The 23,110-nt window shown below is 40.4% G+C and carries 21 protein-coding genes and 1 tRNA gene; 17 read left to right on the plus strand and 5 right to left on the minus strand.

The genetic code is table 11. The features are described from left to right. Positions 1–63: 63 nt before the first annotated feature. The 8 genes from KFB94_09535 (at position 64) to KFB94_09570 (ending at position 7,981) form a co-directional block, all read left to right on the plus strand. On the plus strand, positions 64–957 hold the full coding sequence (locus tag KFB94_09535; protein ID QVL45451.1) for a methylenetetrahydromethanopterin dehydrogenase: 894 nt from the start codon (positions 64–66) through the stop codon (positions 955–957). Continuing rightward, positions 941–2,080, plus strand: a complete 1,140-nt coding sequence (locus tag KFB94_09540) for an ATP-grasp domain-containing protein (protein ID QVL45452.1) — start codon at positions 941–943, stop codon at positions 2,078–2,080. The genes KFB94_09535 and KFB94_09540 overlap by 17 nt, the downstream gene beginning before the upstream one ends. Positions 2,081–2,096: 16 nt before the next feature. Then, positions 2,097–3,062: a methenyltetrahydromethanopterin cyclohydrolase gene (locus tag KFB94_09545; protein QVL45453.1), complete on the plus strand. Its 966-nt coding sequence runs from the start codon at positions 2,097–2,099 to the stop codon at positions 3,060–3,062. A gap of 53 nt (positions 3,063–3,115) precedes the next feature. After that, on the plus strand, positions 3,116–4,003 hold the full coding sequence (locus tag KFB94_09550; GenBank protein ID QVL45454.1) for a RimK family alpha-L-glutamate ligase: 888 nt from the start codon (positions 3,116–3,118) through the stop codon (positions 4,001–4,003). Positions 4,004–4,015: 12 nt separating this feature from the next. Continuing rightward, positions 4,016–4,864 carry a triphosphoribosyl-dephospho-CoA synthase gene (locus KFB94_09555; GenBank protein QVL45455.1) on the plus strand — a complete coding sequence of 283 codons (849 nt, stop codon included), beginning with the start codon at positions 4,016–4,018 and terminating at the stop codon, positions 4,862–4,864. A gap of 670 nt (positions 4,865–5,534) precedes the next feature. Continuing rightward, positions 5,535–6,488 (plus strand): transaldolase, encoded by a 954-nt coding sequence (tal, locus tag KFB94_09560; GenBank protein QVL45456.1) that lies wholly within the window; start codon positions 5,535–5,537, stop codon positions 6,486–6,488. Between the two features lie 202 nt (positions 6,489–6,690). Next, positions 6,691–7,323 (plus strand): 3-hexulose-6-phosphate synthase, encoded by a 633-nt coding sequence (gene hxlA, locus KFB94_09565; protein QVL45457.1) that lies wholly within the window; start codon positions 6,691–6,693, stop codon positions 7,321–7,323. A 121-nt stretch (positions 7,324–7,444) separates the two neighbouring features. After that, on the plus strand, positions 7,445–7,981 hold the full coding sequence (locus KFB94_09570; protein ID QVL45458.1) for an SIS domain-containing protein: 537 nt from the start codon (positions 7,445–7,447) through the stop codon (positions 7,979–7,981). Between the two features lie 46 nt (positions 7,982–8,027). Here KFB94_09570 and KFB94_09575 read toward each other — a convergent pair whose 3' ends face one another. Next, positions 8,028–8,741, minus strand: coding sequence for a nickel transporter (locus KFB94_09575; protein QVL45459.1), 714 nt, complete (start codon positions 8,739–8,741; stop codon positions 8,028–8,030). Between KFB94_09575 and KFB94_09580 the strand changes: the two genes are divergently transcribed. The 5 genes from KFB94_09580 (at position 8,718) to KFB94_09600 (ending at position 13,329) form a co-directional block, all read left to right on the plus strand. Then, the gene (locus KFB94_09580; protein ID QVL46661.1) at positions 8,718–9,755 is read left to right on the plus strand and encodes an ATP-grasp domain-containing protein; all 1,038 of its coding nucleotides are present in this window, start codon (positions 8,718–8,720) and stop codon (positions 9,753–9,755) included. The two genes, KFB94_09575 and KFB94_09580, sit on opposite strands and share 24 nt — an antisense overlap. Continuing rightward, a complete protein-coding gene (locus tag KFB94_09585) occupies positions 9,748–10,785 on the plus strand; it encodes a hypothetical protein (protein QVL45460.1) in 1,038 nt (345 codons plus the stop codon). The genes KFB94_09580 and KFB94_09585 overlap by 8 nt, the downstream gene beginning before the upstream one ends. Further along, on the plus strand, positions 10,785–12,191 hold the full coding sequence (gene pabB, locus KFB94_09590; GenBank protein ID QVL45461.1) for an aminodeoxychorismate synthase component I: 1,407 nt from the start codon (positions 10,785–10,787) through the stop codon (positions 12,189–12,191). The genes KFB94_09585 and pabB overlap by 1 nt, the downstream gene beginning before the upstream one ends. 77 nt (positions 12,192–12,268) lie before the next feature. After that, complete coding sequence (locus KFB94_09595; GenBank protein QVL45462.1) at positions 12,269–12,958, plus strand: uridylate kinase; 690 nt, start codon at positions 12,269–12,271, stop codon at positions 12,956–12,958. Further along, a complete protein-coding gene (locus KFB94_09600) occupies positions 12,958–13,329 on the plus strand; it encodes a 4a-hydroxytetrahydrobiopterin dehydratase (GenBank protein ID QVL45463.1) in 372 nt (123 codons plus the stop codon). Before KFB94_09595 ends, KFB94_09600 begins: the two co-directional genes overlap by 1 nt. 34 nt (positions 13,330–13,363) lie before the next feature. Here the strand turns inward: KFB94_09600 and KFB94_09605 are convergent, their stop codons facing one another. The 4 genes from KFB94_09605 to KFB94_09620 all read right to left on the minus strand — a co-directional run bounded on the left by KFB94_09605 (position 13,364) and on the right by KFB94_09620 (position 19,362). Continuing rightward, on the minus strand, positions 13,364–16,495 hold the full coding sequence (locus KFB94_09605) for an efflux RND transporter permease subunit (GenBank protein QVL45464.1): 3,132 nt from the start codon (positions 16,493–16,495) through the stop codon (positions 13,364–13,366). 66 nt (positions 16,496–16,561) lie between these two features. Continuing rightward, positions 16,562–17,623: a hypothetical protein gene (locus KFB94_09610; protein QVL45465.1), complete on the minus strand. Its 1,062-nt coding sequence runs from the start codon at positions 17,621–17,623 to the stop codon at positions 16,562–16,564. Further along, a complete protein-coding gene (locus KFB94_09615) occupies positions 17,616–19,001 on the minus strand; it encodes a TolC family protein (GenBank protein QVL45466.1) in 1,386 nt (461 codons plus the stop codon). The genes KFB94_09610 and KFB94_09615 overlap by 8 nt, the downstream gene beginning before the upstream one ends. Before the next feature lie 115 nt (positions 19,002–19,116). Beyond that, positions 19,117–19,362, minus strand: a complete 246-nt coding sequence (locus KFB94_09620) for a hypothetical protein (protein QVL45467.1) — start codon at positions 19,360–19,362, stop codon at positions 19,117–19,119. Between the two features lie 282 nt (positions 19,363–19,644). Between KFB94_09620 and KFB94_09625 the strand changes: the two genes are divergently transcribed. The 4 genes from KFB94_09625 (at position 19,645) to clpX (ending at position 23,039) form a co-directional block, all read left to right on the plus strand. Continuing rightward, positions 19,645–19,729 (plus strand) — tRNA-Leu (locus tag KFB94_09625). A 44-nt stretch (positions 19,730–19,773) separates the two neighbouring features. Next, on the plus strand, positions 19,774–21,075 hold the full coding sequence (tig, locus tag KFB94_09630) for a trigger factor (protein ID QVL45468.1): 1,302 nt from the start codon (positions 19,774–19,776) through the stop codon (positions 21,073–21,075). 16 nt (positions 21,076–21,091) lie between these two features. Further along, on the plus strand, positions 21,092–21,730 hold the full coding sequence (gene clpP, locus KFB94_09635; protein ID QVL45469.1) for an ATP-dependent Clp endopeptidase proteolytic subunit ClpP: 639 nt from the start codon (positions 21,092–21,094) through the stop codon (positions 21,728–21,730). Between the two features lie 25 nt (positions 21,731–21,755). After that, positions 21,756–23,039 (plus strand): ATP-dependent Clp protease ATP-binding subunit ClpX, encoded by a 1,284-nt coding sequence (clpX, locus tag KFB94_09640; protein ID QVL45470.1) that lies wholly within the window; start codon positions 21,756–21,758, stop codon positions 23,037–23,039. Positions 23,040–23,110: the final 71 nt, after the last annotated feature.

A 23,110-nucleotide genomic window follows, 5' to 3' on the forward strand; every position in this document is an offset into this window, starting at 1 on the left:
AATAAGAGTTGGCGTTAGAGTGATTGATATGTATAGAATAATCATGAAAGACAAGGAATAAATATGGAAAAAGTGTCGATATTGCATCTCATTACAGCGGCAAGTAATGCGAGTCCGTTTGACGTCAATATGGCGTTTGATGCAGGCTTTGATAAGGTCATGCCGTATACGTCAGTCTCGCTAGATGAAATATCTGCATTAACACAAGACGCTATTTTTTCACGTAGTCCAAGTGGCGTAAAGCGTGAGGCGATCTTTTTTGGTGGACGCGACGTGGGTCTTGCTGTCGACATGCAAAATGCGGCTAAAGCTGCTATGTTTGCCCCATTTGCTGTTTCTACAATGACCGATCCTTCGGGCTCGTTTACAACAAGCGGTGCTTTACTCGCAAAAATTAGTCAACATTTAGCACCTTCACATGATGCATTGGCAAAACAAAGTATTGCTATTTTTGGAGCAAGTGGCACGGTTGGTTCAACTTCTGCTTTAATTGCCGCTGCCCAGGGCGCTACTGTCAAGTTGGTTGCGCATGCAAGCTTGAGTGAAATGCAAAGTCATGCCGATAAATTACAGAAAAAATATGGATATACGTTTGAAGTTGTTGATGGCGCTAGTGATGCAGCTAAAATGAGTGTACTGAATTCGGTCACTGTAGCTATTACTGCAGCGCCCGTTGGGGTGCGGGTATTAGAAATGAAGCATTATATTGAGTCTCAGTCACTTAAAGTGATGGCTGATGTCAATGCGGTATCGCCTGCTGGTATTGAGGGTGTTGATGCCCAATGTGATGGTGCAAAGTTAGGTAAAACAGATATCGTGGGTGTCGGTGCATTGGCCATTGGTCAATTGAAATATGTGACACAACAGAAGTTATTGCAGCAAATGTTACAGGGAGACAAACCTGTGCATTTAGACTATAACCACGCTTTTAATATCGCGTGTGTCCACAGTCAATAAGTCAAAGTTGATTATTGCTGCTATTGCCTGTCGACCTTATGTCGAAGCAGCAATAGCAAGCGGTTATAGTGTCGTTGCCATAGATGCGTTTGCCGATATTGAAGTGAGTGAATGGGCTGAAAGTTATTACCAGATTGATTTATGTGATGGGCAATTAAATATGACTCAGCTCATGCATCTATTAAATACGTTAGATTTGCATCAATGTGTTGGTTTTTGTTATGGTGCTGGTTTTGAAAAACAGCCTGCTATCTTATCTAAAATTAATGCATTGTTGCCTGTTATCGGCAATCTGGAGCAGGCAGTTAGTCGCTGTAAAACGCCAAAGTATTTCTTTGACTTATGCGAACAACTGCAATTGCCTTATCCTAGTGTGAGGTTCGATCCGCCATTAAGCACTGCGGGGTGGTTGCGTAAAGAGATTGGTGCTAGCGGTGGCAGCCATGTCAAGCCATTAGATAGTGCGAAAATGAATGCTGAACAAACGCTAGAGAATGAGGCTATTTATTATCAACAGTTTCAACAAGGCATGCCTGTTTCTTGTTTGTTTATTGCAAACAACCATGATAACCAAGCGCATCCTGTCCAAATAATTGGTTTTAATGAGCAGTTTCTTCAACCTTGTCATGATGCGCCGTTTCGTTACGGCGGGGCAGTGAGTCATATAAAGATAAGTGAGCTGGCAAAAGTACGCTTGACAGAATATATTAGTCAGCTGTCACAAGCTATCGGCTTGGTTGGATTAAATAGTTGCGATGTGATTTGTGATGAAGATGATGTTTACGTATTAGAAATCAATCCCCGTTTGAGTGCAACAATGGGTTTATATGCAAATAATCGATTATTCGAACAACATCTTGCAGCAGTCGAGGGTAAAGCGATTGAATATGGTCAAGTTTGTAAAAAAAGCCGTGCATTTCAAATTATTTATGCTGAATGTGCGGTGGCTATACAAGCCGATACAGTGTGGCCTGATTGGGTCGCAGATCGATCGCGATCTGGCAGTTTGATAGAGACGGGTATGCCAATATGCACTGTTATCGCGCAGGCTGAAACGGCAGATCAGGCAATCATGCTTGTCAATGAAAGAGCGGCTACAATACGCCGTCAATTTTTAAATTAAGGTAAGTGGAAAAACCATGAATGCTAAAAATGATAGTAACCTCAGTATTAATCAGCGCACGAATCCACTGGTAAAAGATTTATTGAGCAATGCAAGTGCATTGAATTTATTGGTCTCAGCGCATGATTCTGGAGCAATGATTGTTGATGCAGGCATTAATGCGATAGGTGGTTTGGAGGCTGGTCGACGTATTGCTGAGATTTGTATGGGTGGTTTGGGTTTCGTATCTTTACAAAATGATAGTCAATTTAAAAATTGGCCTTTGAGTGTCAAAGTGCATGCCAAAAGCCCAATCATTGCTTGCTTAGGTAGTCAATATGCAGGTTGGGCATTGTCACATGAAAAATTTTTCTCATTGGGTAGTGGGCCGGCGCGTGCGATTGCCCAGCGCGAAGATATTTTTAAAGAACTGGCTTATAAAGACCAAAGTTCACATACGACTTTAGTGTTGGAGACGGGTCAAGTACCGCCCCTAGAGGTAATTGAAAAGGTATCGAATGATACGGGTATTCCAGCGTCAAACTTAACTTTTATTCTCACACCAACCAGTAGTTTGGCGGGTACTGTGCAAATTACTGCACGTGTATTAGAGGTTGCACTACATAAATTACACGCAGTACAGTTTCCGCTAGAGCATGTTGTTGATGGGTATGGTGTTGCCCCAATTCCTGCGCCATCACCAGATTTTCTCACTGGTATGGGCAGAACGAATGATGCTATTTTATTTGGTGGCTTTGTACATTTGTATGTCAGCTGTGAAGATGATGCGGCGGCTGCGCTTGCGCAAGCGATGCCAAGTAGCGCTTCTAAAGATTATGGGCGACCATTTGCTGAAATTTTTAAGGCGGTAAATATGGATTTCTATCAAATTGATCCCTTGCTTTTTTCGCCAGCTAAAGTGACTGTGACCAACGTAAAAACTGGCAAAAGTTTTTTTGCGGGGGCGTTTAATGAGGCACTTCTAGAACAATCGTTCAACTAATTATCCGATATACAATCATACTTAATTAGACATACCGAGTGATTTCTGAATAAATGAGAGTGCCTATTATTACCGATGAGGCCGCACAAGCTGGTGGCTGGCACGGCGTCGCGTTGCAGCAAGCATTTCAAATAAGAGGAATTGAAGTTGTATTTGTTGAGCTACAAAATTGTGTGATTGATTTATCAGGCGAACAGCCGGTAATTAATATGCCCGGCTTTGACACATTACCCAAGGTTGCATTTATCCGAGGTATTGCTGCTGGCACCTTACAGCAAGTCATTACGCGGCTAAACATGTTGCATATACTTCGCATGCGGGGTGTTAAAGTGTATAACGATGCTAGAGCAATCGAGCGCACTGTCGATAAAGGGATGACTAGCTTTTTGTTAAAACATCACCATGTACCAACGCCTGCCACTTGGGTGTGTGAATCTCGGCATATAGCACATCAAATTATGGCAGAGCAACTTGCAAAACAAAGCAAACTAGTGATTAAGCCGTTGTTTGGCTCACAAGGGCAGGGCGTGCGACTGATTAATAAACAAAGTAAACCGATTATGCCAAAAGATATGTTTGTTGATGGTATATATTATTTACAAACTTATATTGACTCTGGCGATACTCATCATGATTTTAGAGTGTTTGTGGTGAATAATCTGGCGATTGCAACCATGCGCCGTAGTGGTGCTGGGTGGTTGAATAATGTCGCGCAAGGGGCAAATTGTTTAGCGGCGCAAGATGGTAAGATTGAAGCATTGGCGATTCAAGCGGCAAAAGCAGTCGATATTGATTATTGTGGTGTTGATATCATGCGTGACAAACAGGGGCAATTATGGGTGCTTGAGGTGAATAGCATCCCTGCTTGGCGTGGTTTGCAAGGGGTAGTTAATGTGAATATTGCACAAACCTTAGTAGATGATTTGCTGACTAAAATTTAATAGATGTATTAAATGTCAAATCAACCCTTAATCGTTTTATCTGAACGGCTTGCTCAAGCCTATCAACGTGCTTGCTTAGCGGAAATTGAAGCACTAAAACCTGGCAATGTGCATATTTTTGCTGATGGACATGGCATGCGAGTGCAAGATTTTATAAGCAGTGCAGAAGCTTCGTCATCTGTTATCGCACAATCTGAGTTGGCTTTGGGCGAGCGTATTTATCGCAGTGTGGAGGCGACATGGACAGCCGTTAATTGTAATACCAACCTTGGGATTATCTTGCTTTGCGCACCGATTATTCAGGCTGCGTTAATGCCAAATGCCAATAATTTGCGTAATCAATTAGCAGCTGTAATGGCTAATACTACATATGCAGATGCTACATGGTTGTTTAAAGCAATTCAGAAGGCCAATCCAGCCGGGTTGGGGCGTGCCAACAAGCACGATATCAACCATGCCGTCGATTGTAACTTACAGCAAGCGATGAGCGCTGCTGCCCAAAAAGATTTGATTGCTCAGCAATACGCTAATGGTTTTTGGCATATATTTGAGCAAGGGTTGCCTTGTTTTGAAGCGGCATTATTACGTTGGCAACGACCCGCTTGGGCAGTCACGGCACTCTATCTATTTTGGTTAAGCCATTACCCTGATAGCCACATTGCGAGAAAATATGGGCTAGCAGTGGCACAAAAAATTCAAGATGAAGCGCTAGAGCATCACCATGCATTTCAGGTCTTAGACAATCCTAAGCATTACTTAACACCGTTGTTGACATTTGATGCATCGCTTAAATCACGGGCTATTAATCCTGGCACTAGCGCAGATTTAACGGTCGCGACACTTTTGTTGCATGGTATTTAATTGGTGAAGCGGCACTAACAGTTTCGTTTTTTATAGCGGCATCAGTGAGTGATGATTAATTTGATGCGCGCATTGCCCAAGTTCGCACTGCTAACAAGCGGCTACAGTGTTCAATACACAAAAAACAACCGTTGGCATTCTGTTGACATGATTACGTGAAATATTTTTGCAGGTTTAACATGCGGAAATCATTGATACAGCACTATTAATGGCTTGATTTGCCTGACCCTATTCATCAAGCACTTGATAATGCTTATAAGGTGACTAGTGCGAAAAAACAATAGTAGCGCTTAAACACAATTAACAGATTATTTGGTTAAGCAGTAGCGTTGGCTTATTGCATCGTGCAATGTTGAATCTTATCTAGAAGCAATGAAATATGTACTAGAGCTAACTCGGGCTTCTATTTTGTAAGAACCGTTGCCCAAAAGAAAAGCGAATCGGTTAGTGTTGAAAGCGTTGCGGGGGTGCTGCCAAGGTTTTACTGATGTCTGCTTGTGTTCGATTGCACAGATGCTACTTTAAGTGTCTGTGCGTGATAAAAACGACACATAACTTTGCAGTCATCAATCACAATTTACGATATAATATTGAAGTTCGATTTTGGTAAAGCGGTTTTCAATCACGCTTTCGGTAACCCCCAATACAAAAAACTTTCTAGGAGGATGCAATGGCAAATTTATTAGACCAACTTAAAGCAATGACGACTATCGTGGCCGATACAGGCGACGTAGAAGCAATTAAATCAGTTAAACCTGTTGATGCGACAACCAATCCATCATTAGTATTAAAAGCAAGCCAATTGCCACAATACGCACATTTAATTGAAGAAGCGATTGCTTACGCTAAAGCACAAGGCGGAAGCAAAGAAGCACAAATCGATAATGCAGCTGATAAACTAGCTGTACTAATTGGTACAGAAATCACCAAAGTAGTGCCAGGCCGCATCTCTACAGAAGTAGATGCGCGTTTGTCATTTAACTTAGATGCAATGGTGGCTAAAGGCCGCAAGTTAATTCAATTGTATCAAGATGCTGGCGTAAGCAAAGATCGTGTGTTGATTAAATTAGCGTCAACATGGGAAGGCATTAAAGCTGGCGAGATTTTAGAAAAAGAAGGCATCCAATGTAATCTGACATTGTTGTTTGGTTTTGGCCAAGCGCGCGCTTGTGCTGAGGCGGGTGTATTCTTAATTTCTCCATTCGTTGGCCGTATCTTAGATTGGTATAAAGCAAAAAATCCATCAGAAAATTACACACAAGAAACTGATCCTGGAGTAGTTTCAGTGCGTGCAATTTATCAATATTATAAAGAGCATGGCTATAAAACAGTGGTGATGGGCGCTTCATTCCGTAACACTGGTGAGTTGATTGCGTTAGCTGGCTGTGATCGTCTAACGGTTTCTCCAAATCTATTACAAGAATTGGCAGCAACTGAAGGCACATTAACACAAGTGTTGAAAGACAATGGCGCAACAAAAACAGCCCCTGCAAAAATGACAGAACAAGAGTTCCGTTTTGAATTAAACCAAGACCCGATGGCAACTGAAAAACTTGCTGAGGGTATTCGTGGTTTTGTTGCAGATCAAAATAAATTAGAAGCTGCATTAAGCGAAAAACTATAAGTTTTTAGTGTTAAAGCAATCGAGATTTGATTGCAAATGATCCTTTATGACATGTAATAATCTTGTAATAAACCTGCTTTAACATTGACATAAATCTATTGGACACTTATCATGAGTGTCCAGTTTTTTTGTAGTAACAAAAAATAGCAATAAGTCGACAGAGACTACATTGTAATAATTAACCTTTTATCGGAGATTAACCATGGCTTTAACCCAAATGGCACTAGATTCATTAGATTTTGACGCTACAGTTGCTTTAGCAGCTACAGTTGCACCACACGTAGACATTCTTGAAATCGGTACACCATGCATCAAGCACAACGGTATCAAATTACTAGAGACATTACGTGCTAAATTCCCAAACAACCAAATCCTAGTTGATTTGAAAACAATGGATGCTGGTTTCTACGAAGCTGAGCCATTCTACAAAGCTGGTGCAGATATCTGTACAGTTCTTGGTTGTGCTGATATCGGTACTATCAAAGGTGTAATTGATGTTGCTAACAAATACGGCAAAAAAGCGCAAATTGACTTAATCAACGTTGCTGATAAAGCTGCTTTGACTAAAGAAGTTGTTGCTGCTGGTGCGCACATTATCGGTGTTCATACTGGTTTAGATCAACAAGCTGCTGGTCAAACACCATTTACAGATTTAGCTGCTATTGCTGCTTTAAACTTAGGCGTTGAGATTTCAGTTGCTGGTGGTGTTAAAGCTGCTACAGCTGCTCAAGTACGTGATGCTGGTGCAACAATCATTGTTGCTGGTGCTGCTATCTACGGTGCTGAAGATCCTGCTGCTTCTGCTGCAGAAATCACAAAAATTGCTCACGGATAATTTCTACTATCAATAATTCATTATTGATATGAGCATATAAAATCCCGACTCAGTAATGCGTCGGGATTTTTTTATAGACTTCATTGTGTTAAGTTAATCATTTAGATGTAAAGGAAAAAAAATGGATCATCAACAATTTATTTTAGATAATTTAAAGCGCATTTTAGATGTGACTGAAAAAAGTAAAGCGGCAGAATTAGTTAAATTAGTGAAAAGTTCGGGTGCAACATTTATTGGTGGTGCAGGGCGTTCATTATTGGTTTCTCGTTTTTTTGCTATGCGTTTAGTCCATTCAGGCCATAAAGTGTTTATGGTTGGTGAAGTGGTTACCCCTGCAATTAAAGCGGGTGATTTGCTGATTTTGGTTTCAGGTTCAGGCGGTACAGCAACACTGTTGCCGTTCGTTAAAAAAGCAAAAGAAGTGGGTGCTAAATTAGCTGTTATCTCAATGAAGAAATCTTCAGCTATGGCTGATGTGGCTGATTTGGTCATCCAAATTGGTCAAGATGATAGCTTCCCATTAGTAAAAGGAATGCCAATGGGTTCACAGTTTGAACTTTCTACACTCGTATTCTTGGAAGGCGCAATCTCTGAGTTGATTCACGCAGAAAACTTAACAGAAGAAGGTATGCGTGCATTACATGCGAACTTAGAATAGTGCGTTATTTTGCATGACTGAAAAGCCTGAGTTTACTCAGGCTTTTTTATGTACATAAGCTTGTTAAATCTCGACTGGATAGTTGTTGGTTATGTAGTGCTGATGCAACTAAGGCACCATATACATTTAATTGTTGCAATTTAATCAGGTCATCGCGATGCCGAATGCCCCCAGCTGCATAAATATGATGATTATCAGCATTTGATGCTATCTGATGAATCGTTGTGTAATCAGGACCTGTATTGCTACCAACCTTAGGTAGTGTCATGACAATCAGTTCTTTTGGCCAATATTGCGTTTCTTGCAACAAGTCACGCGGCCCTGCATAGCCATGAGGTAAAAAATCTAATGACAAGACGTGCGAGTTGTCGAGTGCGTTACTGAGTGCTTGATATGGTGACAACTCGTTAAAAGATTCGCTGCCAAGAATTGGTTTTGTATAGTTGTTGTCATAGATTGAGGCGTTATCATGAAAATGCATGCCTGCATCTACCCATATCATCAGCTCGGGAAATAATTGGTGTATTTCTTTAAGTATTTGATGATGATTTTGTCCGGTATTGACGATGCCTTGTATTGCATTTAAATCTGCTACATAAAGCGTTTTAAATGGATATATGTCCATAAAAGCCTTTACAATATCAACTGGATAGCTAGCGCTAGTTAATGTTGATTGAATAGCTCGATATTGTGAGCGAGCGCCTTTCTTGGCGTGAACGACAACGCCATTTAATAAATCGATCACAGGGACAATGTGCAAAATAAACCAATCAAAACAATCTTTGTTTGTGAGTTTATCACTGCAGGTGGGTTAAATCATCATGCGTTACCGCAATCATTATTAGAACAAGGTGCGGCGATGCGAGATGCCTTATTGCGAGATTTGTCTGATTTGCCATATCAGATCATTACAGCAGTTGATGCGCGGTTATCAAACCCAAGTGATTGTCATGCTTGTTATGTCATTGGTGCTGATGATGATGTTTGGCAGAAATGGGCAGAGATAATGCATTATGCTGATGCTGTTTGGTTGATTGCGCCAGAAACCGATGGTAATTTAGCTAAATTAACAGCACTCGCTTTGCAACAAAATAAAACCATTTTGGGTTGTGGTTTAAACGCGATTAATGTGTGTAGTAGCAAATGGGCAACTTATCAGCTTCTTCATCGTGCTGGTGTGAGTGCTGTAGAAACTTTTACCTATGCTGAATGGCCAAAAACCGATGGCGTAAGCTGGTTAGCTAAGCCTGATGACGGTGCAGGTTGTGAGCAAACGGTTTGCTTTGATGCGCCTGCTAGACTATTACAATGGTTATCTCAATACCAGCGCGATGAAACGCATGTGATTCAGCCTTATATCGCCGGGCAAGCGGGTAGTATTTCTTGTGTGATGTATCAAGGAAAAGCAGACGTGTTGAGTTGTAATCAACAGTTGATTGCGATGAATAATAATCAACTGACCTATCAAGGCTGTTTAGTGAATGGTATGCAACAGTATTGGGAAAAATTTGCCCTATTAGCCAATCAAATCGCACAATTATTACCTGATTTGATAGGTTATGTTGGTATTGATGTGATTGTTCACGACAATCAACCAGAAGAATTAATAACAATGATTGAGATTAATCCAAGACTAACAACGAGTTATATCGCTTTGCGAGAAGCGACAGGCACTAATACGGCTGAACTTATTATCAATGCATTAATACAGCCCGATTATCCTCGGCCTGTTATACAGAGAAATACAGTATTGCTTGAGGGTTATCATGCGTAAAGTCATGGGCTGGGATATTGGCGGTGCACATGTAAAAGCAGTGCTGCTTGATGAGGGAGGAAATGTCATACTTGTTCAGCAAATAGCCTGTCCTTTATGGCTAGGTTTAGATCAACTCAAAACAGCGATACTAACAACACTAAATAATGTTGCTATTAAAGCAGAGCAATTGCATCATGCGGTGACGATGACAGGTGAATTGGTTGATTTATTTGCTAACCGACATGAGGGTGTGATGGCTATAGCACAATACGTCAGTGCGCTATTGGGCAAAAATGCGTTGTTTTATTGTATTAATGAAAAGGCCAATGCGCCATCTTTTGTCGCTGTATCAGAAGTGCTAGAAAAATCGCAATGGATTGCCTCTGCTAACTGGCATGCAAGTGCTTGTTTGGTCGCAACAATCTTACCATCTGCTTTATTGGTCGATATTGGTAGCACGACGACCGATATTATTGCAATTGATCAAGGTAAGGTAATTAATCTGGCATTGACAGATGCACAGCGTATGCAACAAGACAGCTTGGTTTATACGGGCGTGGTGCGCACACCGGTTATGGCGGTTGCTCAAAAGCTCACTTTGGAAGGTATTGAAAGCAACGTGGCAGCTGAATACTTTGCGACAATGTCAGATGTTTATCGATTAACTGGAGAATTATCAGAGGCTGTCGATATGACAGCGACGGCCGATGGAGAACCCAAAACCGTGCTGGCGTCTGCAAGGCGTTTGGCGCGTATGATTGGCTATGATGTTGAAGACAGGCCAATTGAAAGCTGGCAGAAGTTAGCTCACGCATGTCGTGAAAAGCAATGTCATCAGATTCAACTCGCTATTAAAAAACACATGACTGAAGATATGATTATCGTAGGCGTAGGGGCAGGGCGGTTTTTAGTTGAAGCAATTGCCCAATCACTTCAACTGCGCTATACATCCCTTATTTCAATACTGGGCCATGTTGGGCAAGAGGTAGAAATTTGTTTGCCTGCTTATGCAGTAGCGACGCTCTACCATCAGATGGATGTTGCTTAATGGCTATTTTGAAACAATTGTTACCGTATCATCACGATAGTGCTCTTTTATTTCAGCGCATTGCTCACGAGCCGTGGGCAATGTTGTTAGACAGCGGTCAGGCCATTGACGCCAATACAAATAAGTCAGGCAGTCACTATGGGCAATACGATATTATTGTCGCTAGGCCGATAATAACTTTGGTAACCAATGCCGATATTACCACCATACAACAAGGTCAACTCACAGAAACCTCTGATGAAGATCCCTTTGCTATTCTCAAACATCTACTAGCACGTTATCCTGCAAATGATGTTGGCGTGCCGTTTGCTGGTGGCGCGATGGGTTACTTTTCTTATGATTTAGGGCGTAGACTAGAAAAAATAAATGATAAAAATAAGCCTGAAAATATACCGGAAATGATGATCGGTATTTATGATTGGGCCGTGGTAGTCAATCATAAAAAAAAGAAAACAATGTTAATTTCGCATGGGCTCTCAGAGCAAACTAGGAAAAATTGGGGCAGTTTAATTAGTTTATTTCAAAAACCCAGTGTGCCGAGCGATGGGGATTTTGCAGTGCTGTCTGAAACACATTGTAATTTCACTAAACAAGGTTATGACAAGGCATTTGATAAAATAAAAGCTTATATCGAAGCAGGTGATTGCTATCAAGTCAATCTCGCACAGCGCTTTTCTGCGACAGTGAGTGGAGATAGTTGGCTTGCTTATCAAAAATTACGTGCAATTAGTCCGGCTCCGTTTATGGCCTATATGCAACTACCAAATAATCAGAACGGATTTTTGCAGGTATTGTCCAATTCACCAGAACGTTTTATACAGGTAATCGGCGATCATGTAGAAACCCGACCAATCAAGGGAACCAGACCAAGGTCAGATAATCTGCAACAAGATTTGGCGTTTGCTAAAGCGTTAAAAAGCAGTAAGAAAGATCAAGCTGAGAACTTAATGATTGTTGATTTGCTCAGGAATGATATCAGTAAAAACTGTGAAACTGGCAGTGTGAAAGTCGCGCAATTATTTCAATTACAGAGTTTTGCTAACGTTCATCATCTTGTCAGTATTGTAACGGCTAAGCTAAGTAAAACGGCCACTGCAATTGATTTGTTAAGAGGGTGTTTCCCAGGTGGATCAATTACTGGCGCTCCCAAAGTGCGTGCTATGGAGATTATTGAAGAATTAGAACCTAATCGGCGCGGTACGTATTGTGGCGCGATTGGTTATATTGGCTTTGATGGTAAAATGGATACTAATATTTCTATTCGAACAGCTGTTATTAATGATAATACATTCAGCTATTATGCTGGCGGCGGTATCGTCGCAGATTCAACTGGGTCAAAAGAATATGAGGAAACATTAGATAAAGCTTCAAGTATGATCAAGCTTTTAAATTTTTTCAAACGCTGACATTCATGATAAATGTGATGCAGTATTGTAAAAGCGTACTAACAAAAAACGCTGTAGCCTGGAAAATAATCAGAAAAATGAGGCATTTTATTTTCTTGTTATATAGCGTTAAAGAACGTTTTGATGTAACAAACAACAAAAGAGGAAGAATTGTGTGGGTAGTTAAAGTCGGTGGAAGTTTATTAGGATCGCCTGAGCTGGAGCATTGGTTAGGTTTGTTTGCTAAGTTTAGCGACGGTAATATTATTATTGTACCGGGTGGTGGTGTGTTTGCAGATGCCGTACGCAACGCGCAAAAAGTATCGAAAATTAGTGATGCCTGTGCTCACAAGCTAGCGGTGTTGGCAATGGATCAGTTTGGCTTGTTGCTGGCGAATATGAATAGTGATTTAGCGATAGCAAGAACTGAAATGGAAATTGATGAACGCACTTGGCAACATCGTTGTATTGTCTGGCTACCAAGCCAAATGGTATTGGCCGATGACACCATACCAGAGAGTTGGGACGTAACATCAGATAGCATTGCTGCTTGGTTAGCGGAAAAAATTGATGCGCAACAGTTAGTATTAGTAAAATCTGATAAACCTGACGGCAGTAAATTGAGCTTAAGAATGATGGTGGAAAGTGGTATTGTTGATGAAGCATTTAGTGACTTTGTGTTGAATAAAACATTTGGTCAATGGGTGCTCAAAAAAACAGATTGCGAGTACTTTTTAGAAGGTATCAATTATGAAACATTGGGTAAAGTGGCAGGAGCTATTCACTAATGACAAATACTAAAACTTATACAGAAGATGAAATAATCTTAAAACTGAAGGCAGAATTGCCGCATTGGTATTTTGAAAATGGTTGGATACGCCGTAAATATAAAACGAGCGGCTGGAAAGCAACGCTGATGGTGGTTAACACGGTTGGTCACCTGGCAGAAGCCGCTTGGCATCACCCAGATTTAACAGTTTCTTATGCATTTGTTATTGTTAAATTATGTACGCATGATGCAAAAGGCATCACAGATAAAGATGTTGAGCTAGCAGCTAAAATTGAACAAGTGATTGCTTGGCAACCCGCACTAGAATCTGGTGCTTTAGTTGGAACACCTAATGAAGATGCGCGTTTTAAATATATTAAATATGATTAAATCACATGCGGAGCATCTGGCCACCGAATCATGGCTAATCTAGCAACTGCTTTTTAAATCGGCCGAAATGCAGCATGATGGTTGGCAAAATAAGCAAATTTAATATGGTTGAAGTAACTAGACCGCCAACAATGATAGCTGCCATTGGACCTTCAATTTCTCGCCCAGGTTGATTACTAGCAGCTGCTAGCGGTAATAAACCAAGTCCAGTAACCAATGCTGTCATTAAGATAGAGGGTAGGCGTTCAGTAGCGCCTCGTATGCAGGTTTCTAAGTTCCAAATACAGTTTTCTTTGTCAATGAGATGTTGAAAATGCGACACCATCATAATCGAGTTTCTTAAAGTGATGCCAAATAAGGTAACAAAACCAACTAAAGAGCCGAGTGAAATCCATCCGCCAGTCAGTAATGCGGCAATCACCCCGCCAATAAGCGCAAACGGTAAATTAATAAACGTTAAGACTAAGTTGCGCAATCGGCCAAATGCGATATATAACATGAGAAAAATAGCAACAATTGCCAAAGCAGAATGAACGATTAAGTCTTCCCTGGATTTTGCATTTGCTTCTGCTTCACCTGTAAATGTTAAATAATTGCCTTGATGCAGTTGGATGTCGTTTTTGATGCGTTCTTTAATTTCTTCATTGAAGCTGGCAATATCACGACCTTCAACATTTGCAGTGACTGTTTGTATACGTTTTGCACCAGCATGCAATATCTTAGAGCGTCCATTTTCTTGTGTAATAAAGGCGATATCTTTTAAGAATAATAATTTACCCGCTGGATTAAAGAATGGAATGTGGCTTATATCACCAATATCATCTCTCGCTTCTTCTTCTAATACCACTGCCAATCCGACAACACGGTTGCCTATATACACTTGTGAAACTGGTACGCTTTCATAGGAGGCGCGTATTGCATCTAAGACATCGACTGTTTGTAAGCCCCATTCGGATAATTTATCTGGCCTTAATCTGATAACAACCTGAGGTGTGCCGGGCGGTGATTGTATTAATACATCTTGAGCACCGTTAACTTCAGAAACAAGTGCGGCTATTTTTTGGGCATCGCGATCTAGTGCATCTAGATCTGGACCATAAATATTAATCACCAATGAAGCGGCATAACCAGAAATAGTTTCCTCAATACGTTCGGTTAAAAAAGTATTGATGGCAAAGTTAACACCAACGAAGCCAGCTTCCGCTTCTCCATCACCGTCTTCATCTTCCTCTTCCCCAGATAGCGCCTCTCTGATCTCAGCTAAAATACGGTCTTGCTCTTTACCAGACAGAGTACCAATTTCTATTTCAAATTCACTGTAATGTGTACCAAAAGTATCTGCACCATTCGGTGCGCGACCCACCCATTGAGTGACTGATTTAACGCCATCAATATTACGAATAACATTAGAAACTTTCTTGCCAAGCCGCAAAGACTCTTGTTCTGATGTGCCTGGGACGGCAGTCATATGCATAATGAAATGACCTTCATGCAGTGCTGGGATAAATTGACTTTTAAACAAGAGCAATAAACTTAGCCCTAAAGCGATGAATATCAAACTAATACTAAGCACTATTTTGTAGCTTCTTTCTATTTTAAAAAGCATGTTTACATAGGATTTTTTAATGATTTTTATAATCGGAGAATCTTCCGAATCAAGTGCTGAGGAGCTGAGTAGCAGATAACATAAGGCTGGAGTAATCGTAAGTGCTACCCCTAGCGATGCCAATATGGCTGTAATATAAGCAAAACCAAGTGGGGCAAACAGTTTACCGGCAACGCCACTTAAGGTGAGCAATGGCACAAAAACTAGTGCAACAATGATGGTTGCGTATACAACGGAACTACGGACTTCCATAGACGCTTCGTATACCACTTTGAAATTGGAGAGTGGTTTTTCCAATAGGCGATTTTCTCTTAGGCGCCTGAAAATGTTTTCGGTATCGATAATCGCATCATCCACCACTTCACCTAGCGCAATAGCTAAGCCACCAAGTACCATGATATTCAGACCTATATTAAAATAACTGAGGACAATGACAGCAGTCAGTAAAGATAGGGGGATGGCCGTTGCAGAAATAAATGCGGTACGAACATTAAATAGAAATAGAAATAAAATAGTAATAACCAGTACAGAGCCGATTAAAATGTCGGTTCTAACGCCTTTTATCGCAGTTTCAATAAAATTTGCCGGTCGAAACAAGTCTTCGTGCAAGACGACATTTTCACGCAATAATGTCGGTTTCAACTCTTTTAGTGCCGCTTCAATGGCTAAGGTCACTGCGTGTGTATTTGCACCTAATTGCCCTTGTACCGATAAGTAAACCCCAGTTTCCTCATTGATGGCGGCTGCACTTATTGAAGGCGCTGCCGCCTCAACAACGCGACCAATATCGCCAATTTTAATCGTTCGCCCATTTTTATGAACTAGTGTTGCTTTGGCTATAGTTTCAGGCGAGGTTGATTGGCCTTGTGTATTCACGATAATGCGCTGATTACTATTTTGAATATAACCTGCGCCACTGACACCTGTGGCTTTTTTTGTTGCCATCACAACATCATTGATATTCAGTTGGTACTGTAGTAATTTTTCGGGGTCTATTTGTACTTGAAATTGACGCACCTCACCACCAAACACATTGACATCAGCAACCCCAGGAATGGATAGCAAGTGTGGCACCACTATCCAATCAACTAAGGTACGTAACTCCATTAGAGTACGTTCTTTTGATGTGAGGCCTAATCCGAGTACAGTGCTTGCAGAAGAGGTGAGTGGTGTGATATTAGGGGTAATGCCAGTAGGAATTTGATTGCTGAGTGTACTGAGTCGCTCAGCAACAACTTGACGATTAAGATATATATTTGAATCGTCATTAAAAATAACGGTGACGACTGACAACCCGGGAATCGATTGTGAGCGTAATTCTGAAACGCCAACAGTACCGGCTATAGCAGTTTCAATCGGTTGTGTTACAAGGCTTTCGACTAATTCAGCCGATAGTCCCGGTGATTCTGTTTGGATAATAATCTGCGTGGGAGAAAACTCAGGAAAAACATCCAAATTGCTACGCGTTAGGCTATAGATACCATAAATAATAATGAGCATTGCCATGCCAACCATAACGCCATAAAAGCGTATCGAAAAACGAACAATTGCCGACATCATATTGCAATCACCTTTGGTGTTGATGGTGTCAGTAATTGATTAAAAACGCGTTGTAATGAAGGTGGTTTAATCATCATTTTCATTTTTAATCATATATTTAAACTCTTCCGAGAGTAGCAGTTGCGCGCCACTGATGACTACTTCGCTGTCTGAATCAATGTCTTTATTAAACCAACCTTTGTCTATCTCCGTGTCTGTAGAAATGGGTTTACGAATAAATTGATCCTTTCGTTGTTTGAAGTATGCCCATGGCACTCCTGCATACCAAACGACTGCGTTACTTGGGATGATGACGCCATTACTACTCATGTTTTTAGCAGCACTTGTTTCAACCGCGACACGCATACCAATACGCAAATGAATCGAGGGAGCGCTATAGTAGAAGGTTTTTCCAACGCCAATCACATCTGCTTCTGTTGCAGCAGAGATAAAATGTGCCTCAATCGTTTCTCTACTATTAATTGGGGTAATTCGAATCGTATCGCCAGTCTTAGGCTCGTATGCGCCGTATGGAAAACTGACTTGGATCAACACATTTTTCTTAGAAAGCAATCTTTTGAATAGAGAATTTGACTCATTGCTAAATGCAAGTTTTGTCAAGGCATCGCCCCAGCTCAGTTCAATACTGGTGCGTAAGTTGTCAATCTCTAATAGTTTACTGTTAATCATCACTTTGGCATTATTTGCTAAAACATATGCCTCTTGCACCGCAAGATCAGAAACATTTTTATCATCAATATTTAAGGCTTTAAGGCGCTCATATTGGGTTTGATATTGATTGTAACTTGTACGTGCTGACGCTAACTCGGCTTCTAGATTATGCAATCTCGTTTTTGCCATCATGAGGGCATCCATTGATACAACAGCACCAAAGCTTTTAATTTCATCCTGATATAGTATTGGTTCTACTTTATTTGTTTTAATGCCGCTGTTTACCTGAACAGCTGGAGACAGCCTGACAATACTAATGCTTTCTGCTGTTGATACACGATCAATGCTCTCTATTTCCTCTTCTTGTTCAACGTTAAAACGCTCGAATTCATCTTTGCCATAAAAAACAAGCATCCAAAAGAGGATGACAATTAATAAGGCCTGCAATCCAATCACAATATTCGATTTATTACTCATTCTTATCTTGCCTTTTGCTATATAAAGTGGGCATATTAAAATTGCTATGAAGGGGTTTTTGCATAATATCTTCAATTTGATTAGCAATTTGTAATAGAGCAAATTGTGATGCAATTAATTGCTGTTTAGCAGCGATTGTTGAACTCACATATCGGTTTAAGTCCAGTTTGCCAATCAAACCTGCATCAAATTGCTTTTGCATTTTTTTCTGTTGTTCTATTTGCACTTCTAACTGTTTTTTTGCTTGTTCAGTAAGCTGTTTTGCAGACATATATCGTGTGTTGGCTTGGTTGATCATTGCAATCACTTCAGCTTGTAAATTTTCAAACTGTGCACCTTCAATCTCACGTAATTGTTTCGCTTCCTCAAGCAATGTTTTGTTTTTATCGAGCATGCTCAGCAAGCTTGAAAAGCCCAAAGACCAAATCCTATCGCCAAATTCAAATAAATAACCAGGACTCAGGACAATGTCAGGAGTTTGTTGTGCAATTTTTAGCTTAATTTCCGCTTCTGCCGCCGCATATCTGGCTATACTACGCCGTATATCAATGCGATTTAGAAGTGCCTCTTGTTGAAGTGTATTTGAGTCAATGGAAACGTCTAGTAACTGTGTTTGTTGTGTTAGGGTGGTTTCTATTGCAAGTGGTTTAATGTGAATTAATTCAAATTTTTCTAGACTTAACCCAACATCAGCAGCTAATTGTGCTTTAACGAGATTAAACTGTCCTTCTTTAATATTGTGTGCATATTTGGCTTTCAGTGCCAATAACTGCGCATTTGTTAACTCTGACGTTGATGCAATCCCTAAATTAACGCGCTTTTTTAACATGCTAATAATATGTTCTTGTATAGCAATTTCTTCTTGCAATAATTGCAGCTCCGCTTGGTATTGATGATAAGCAATATAATCAATTGCAATCTGATTTCGTAATTGCCATGCCGTTTCAGCAGCATTCATTTGAGCGACTTCGGTATTTTTTTCCGCCTTTTCAATTTGAGCGGCACGCTTTTTGGTTGTCTCAATCGGAATGTTAATTGACAAGCCATAAGACCAAGGCGATATATCGCCATTTTCTCGACCACTGCGAGCAAAAGTACCATCAATAGATGGGTTATTTTTGAGCCTCGCAGTTTCAGTTGCCAAATCAGAAAGCGCTAGCTCTTCTTTAGCAACGTCTAATCTAGTATGAAAATAAAGCGCACACAGTGTTAGTTCATCGATACCCCAATTATTGAATGGTAGGCTATTTTCGCTATAGCCTTGATCAATTAAATACGCTGTGAATGATGGATCTGTTGGATCTTTTGCGAGTATGGTTGCGGTTGTTAATTCGCTATTCAACGGTTTAATCGCCTGCTGTATAGTGCAGCCTGACATTAGTACGTTAAAAACGATAGCAATAAATATAACTTTAAATATAACTTTTTCGTTTAACATGGCACTCAATAAGCTGGCAACATCAACTTCTTCCAATTGTGTTTTGCGACACAGCTCAAGCTATAGTAGCGTGCACAGCGTTCAGTGCATCTTGTAAGGTTTCTTCTGGAAGCTGATTAATTGTAGTTGCCAGTAAATCAGCCGCTTCTACGGTTAAAAGAGGTAAATCACTCGTTTTTATTTCAGCAATTAAGCCTGCAGCTGCGCCAGCAATAACAAGCAAAATCTCTCGCTCCTTCATTAAGAGTTCCACTTCTTTGCGTAGCATGTCACTTTCGTCAGTTTCATTGATGGTTTGCATATTTTTAATAATCTTTAAAATGTAATGGTATGACCACTTAATCTATAGCCAGCCGTTAATAATCATGTACTGGTAATAATAGCCATGCAATAGCATACTCTAAGTAGCAATTATGAAAAAGAAAATTTAAAAATATTGAACAAATGATATCTAATAATATCGCAACTAAAAGGATATTAAAGCGGTTGAAAAATATCTAAGATTAATCTTTTGCTTAACGTAATATTTGAGATACAATGTCGCCTTTAGTTTGGGCAGCAATGATCCGCTGTCAAAACCTAAGCGAGAGTGGCGGAATTGGTAGACGCACTGGATTTAGGTTCCAGCGCCGCAAGGCGTGAGAGTTCGAGTCTCTCCTTTCGCACCAAAAACTTACCGACCTTCAATGAACCATTAATCAGGAAGCGCAACATGGCAGTATCTGTTGAAACAATCAGTAATATAGAGCGTCGCATGACGGTGACTATTCCTTTGGCTGAGCTTGAAAGTGTTATTAAAAGACGCCTTTCAGAAATTGCGAAAACGGCAAAATTCTCTGGATTTCGTCCGGGCAAGGCCCCCATGGGCTTGGTTAGCCAGCAATATGGCGCACAGGCCCGTGATGAAGTGTTTGCAAAAGCAGTTGAGACTACTTTTAGTGACGCTGTTGTAGAGAATAAACTGCGCGTCGCAGGATTTCCAAATATTGAGCACAAGCCTTTCGCAGAAGCGGCTACTGAGCTTGAGTATGTGGCAACTTTTGAAATTATCCCTGAGATTAAAGTGGGTGATGTTAAAAAAATTAAAGTTGAGAAGCCTACATTAAGCGTTACTGAAAAAGACGTTGAGAAAACAATTGATGTGTTAGTCAAGCAACGTGTGCGTTATACGCCAGTAAAGCGCGCTTCGAAAAAAGGAGATCGTATCAATATCGATTTGACTGCTTTTATTGATGGCGAGCAAGTTGAAACCACAAATAACAAAGGCATGGATATTGTGCTTGGAGAAGTTGGCCGTATTGAAGCCTTTGATAAAGCGCTTACTGGTGGTAAGGCTGGCGAAACTAAAGATTTCGACATTGATTATCCTGCAGATCACAACCCAGAACAGCTGGCAGGTAAAAAAGTCAATTATTCACTCACTTATAACAGCGTTTCTGAACCAGTATATCCAGAAGTAGATAAAGCTTTTGCAAAAACACTAGGGGTCGATGATGGAGATGTCGATAAACTACGTGCTGAAATTAAGTCAAGTTTAGAACAGGAAGTCGAAAAACGCATTAAAGCTCGCATTAAAGAGCAAGTGTTTCAGGGTTTGGTTGACGTGACTGAATTGGAAGTACCAAAAGCAATCATTGCTGCTGAGATTGAACGCATGATGCAAATGACAGCGCGTAATTTACAACAACGTGGTATGGATCCTAAATCAATTAGATTGCAGCCGCAAATGTTTGAAGAGCAAGCAAAACGCAGCTCTTCTTTACGTTTAATTTTGTCAGAATTAGTAAATACTGAGAACTTACAAGCGACAGCTGATCAAGTGAAGGCGGTAGTTGAAAGCTTTGCACAAAACTATGAACAGCCAGCACAAATGGTTGATTGGTATTATGCAGATGTAAAACGCTTGGATGAACCTGCAGCACTGGCAACAGAAGAGAATGTTGTGGAGTGGGTGCTTGCAAAAGCAAAGGTTTCAGACTCAAAAATTAAATTTGATGAATTAATGGCTGGATAAAACAGAGGCAAAAATAATGAGTGGACAAACAAACTTGATTAACTCCGCACCAGATACGCAAAACTTAGGTTATATTCCTATGGTGATTGAGCAAAGTGGGCGCGGCGAACGTTCGTTTGATATTTATTCACGACTACTAAAAGAGCGTGTTATATTTTTAGTTGGTCCAGTTAATGATGCTTCAGCCAATCTGATTGTTGCTCAATTGCTGTTTTTGGAAGCAGAGAACCCAGATAAAGACATTTCTTTTTATATTAATTCCCCAGGCGGTTCCGTCACAGCGGGTATGTCAATTTATGACACGATGCAGTTTATTAAGCCGGATGTAAGTACATTATGTATTGGTCAAGCGGCTAGTATGGGTGCCTTTTTGTTGGCATCAGGGGCGAAAGGAAAGCGCTTTAGTTTACCAAACTCACGCGTGATGATTCATCAGCCTTCTGGTGGCTTCCAAGGACAATCTTCTGATATTCAAATTCAAGCTAAAGAAATTATGTATTTGCGTGAAAAGTTGAATAGCATTTTAGCCAGTCATACTGGTAAATCTGCAAAAGAAATTGATGTTGATACGGAGCGAGACAACTTTATGAGCGCTGAGGAGTCTGTTAAGTATGGTCTAATTGATAAAGTGATTACCGATCGCTCAGCAGCATAATTTTTTTAAGTAACAGGAATATTGAATGGCAACTAAGTCTGAAGATGAAAAGCTACTTTACTGCTCATTTTGCGGCAAAAGTCAGCACGAAGTAAAAAAATTAATTGCCGGACCTTCTGTATTTATCTGCGATGAGTGCGTGGATTTGTGCAACGATATCATCAAAGAAGAAGTGACTAATCTTAGCGATATTAAAAATACAGAAAAATCACTCCCCAGTCCTAAAGAAATATCCAAAATTTTAGATCAATATGTGATTGGACAGCAGCAAGCAAAGCGAAACTTGTCCGTAGCTGTCTATAATCACTATAAGCGTTTAGAGCATAACCATATTGGCGATAGCACAAGTAAAGACGATGTTGAAATTCAAAAAAGCAATATCTTACTAATCGGACCTACTGGCTCTGGCAAAACCTTGCTTGCGCAAACTTTAGCTCGGTTGCTTGATGTGCCTTTTGTGATGGCTGACGCAACAACACTCACTGAAGCTGGCTATGTTGGTGAAGATGTTGAAAACATTATGCAGAAGTTATTGCAAAAATGTGACTACGATGTCGAAAAAGCGCAGCGTGGCATTGTCTATATTGATGAAGTTGATAAAATTTCTCGGAAATCTGAAAACCCATCCATTACACGTGATGTATCTGGCGAAGGTGTTCAGCAAGCGTTGTTAAAACTCGTTGAAGGTACCGTTGCGTCTATTCCACCGCAAGGTGGGCGCAAACATCCCAATCAAGAGTTCGTTCAGCTTGATACCACTAATATTTTATTTATTTGTGGAGGAGCTTTTGATGGTTTAGAGCGTATTATTCGATTGCGTTCTGAAAAAGGCGGCATTGGTTTTGGCGCGGAAGTAAAAAGCAAAGATGACGTAAGCGAAGTTGGAGAAACATTACGAGCCGTAGAGCCAGAAGATTTAATTAAATTTGGCTTAATCCCAGAATTTATAGGTCGTTTGCCTGTGGTTGCCACACTAGAGTCGTTGGATGAGGAAGCATTAATGACCATATTAACGCAACCTAAAAACGCATTAACTAAACAATATGCAAAATTATTTAAAATGGAAGGTGTCGAGCTTGAATTTAAAGAGGCGGCACTAAAGTCAGTTGCTAAAAAAGCACTTGAACGTAAGACAGGCGCGCGTGGGTTGCGCTCTATTTTAGAGCAAGCACTATTGGATGTTATGTATGATATACCGTCAATGGAAAACTTAGTGAAAGTTGTGATTGATGATGATGTTGTTAACGATGGTGCGGTACCAAAAATGATTTTCCAAGATGCATCATCTCTCTCAGAAAAGGTTAGCTAGACGCTAATTATTTTTTCTTAGCTATTTGCAATCCTATTCGAGTGGCTTATAGTAGATAAAAATAGTGACGA

It is taken from the genome of Methylophilaceae bacterium, assembly GCA_018398995.1.
Lineage (GTDB): Bacteria > Pseudomonadota > Gammaproteobacteria > Burkholderiales > Methylophilaceae.

Bases quoted from the DNA above. Each gene is read 5' to 3' on its own strand.
- KFB94_09535 (QVL45451.1), top strand. From the start codon at position 64: ATGGAAAAAGTGTCGATATTGCATCTCATTACAGCGGCAAGTAATGCG.
- KFB94_09545 (QVL45453.1), top strand. From the start codon at position 2,097: ATGAATGCTAAAAATGATAGTAACCTCAGTATTAATCAGCGCACGAAT.
- KFB94_09550 (QVL45454.1), top strand. From the start codon at position 3,116: ATGAGAGTGCCTATTATTACCGATGAGGCCGCACAAGCTGGTGGCTGG.
- KFB94_09555 (QVL45455.1), top strand. From the start codon at position 4,016: ATGTCAAATCAACCCTTAATCGTTTTATCTGAACGGCTTGCTCAAGCC.
- tal (QVL45456.1), top strand. From the start codon at position 5,535: ATGGCAAATTTATTAGACCAACTTAAAGCAATGACGACTATCGTGGCC.
- hxlA (QVL45457.1), top strand. From the start codon at position 6,691: ATGGCTTTAACCCAAATGGCACTAGATTCATTAGATTTTGACGCTACA.
- KFB94_09570 (QVL45458.1), top strand. From the start codon at position 7,445: ATGGATCATCAACAATTTATTTTAGATAATTTAAAGCGCATTTTAGAT.
- KFB94_09585 (QVL45460.1), top strand. From the start codon at position 9,748: ATGCGTAAAGTCATGGGCTGGGATATTGGCGGTGCACATGTAAAAGCA.
- pabB (QVL45461.1), top strand. From the start codon at position 10,785: ATGGCTATTTTGAAACAATTGTTACCGTATCATCACGATAGTGCTCTT.
- KFB94_09595 (QVL45462.1), top strand. From the start codon at position 12,269: ATGAGGCATTTTATTTTCTTGTTATATAGCGTTAAAGAACGTTTTGAT.
- KFB94_09600 (QVL45463.1), top strand. From the start codon at position 12,958: ATGACAAATACTAAAACTTATACAGAAGATGAAATAATCTTAAAACTG.
- KFB94_09605 (QVL45464.1), bottom strand. From the start codon at position 16,495: ATGATGTCGGCAATTGTTCGTTTTTCGATACGCTTTTATGGCGTTATG.
- KFB94_09610 (QVL45465.1), bottom strand. From the start codon at position 17,623: ATGAGTAATAAATCGAATATTGTGATTGGATTGCAGGCCTTATTAATT.
- KFB94_09615 (QVL45466.1), bottom strand. From the start codon at position 19,001: ATGTCAGGCTGCACTATACAGCAGGCGATTAAACCGTTGAATAGCGAA.
- KFB94_09620 (QVL45467.1), bottom strand. From the start codon at position 19,362: ATGCAAACCATCAATGAAACTGACGAAAGTGACATGCTACGCAAAGAA.
- tig (QVL45468.1), top strand. From the start codon at position 19,774: ATGGCAGTATCTGTTGAAACAATCAGTAATATAGAGCGTCGCATGACG.
- clpP (QVL45469.1), top strand. From the start codon at position 21,092: ATGAGTGGACAAACAAACTTGATTAACTCCGCACCAGATACGCAAAAC.
- clpX (QVL45470.1), top strand. From the start codon at position 21,756: ATGGCAACTAAGTCTGAAGATGAAAAGCTACTTTACTGCTCATTTTGC.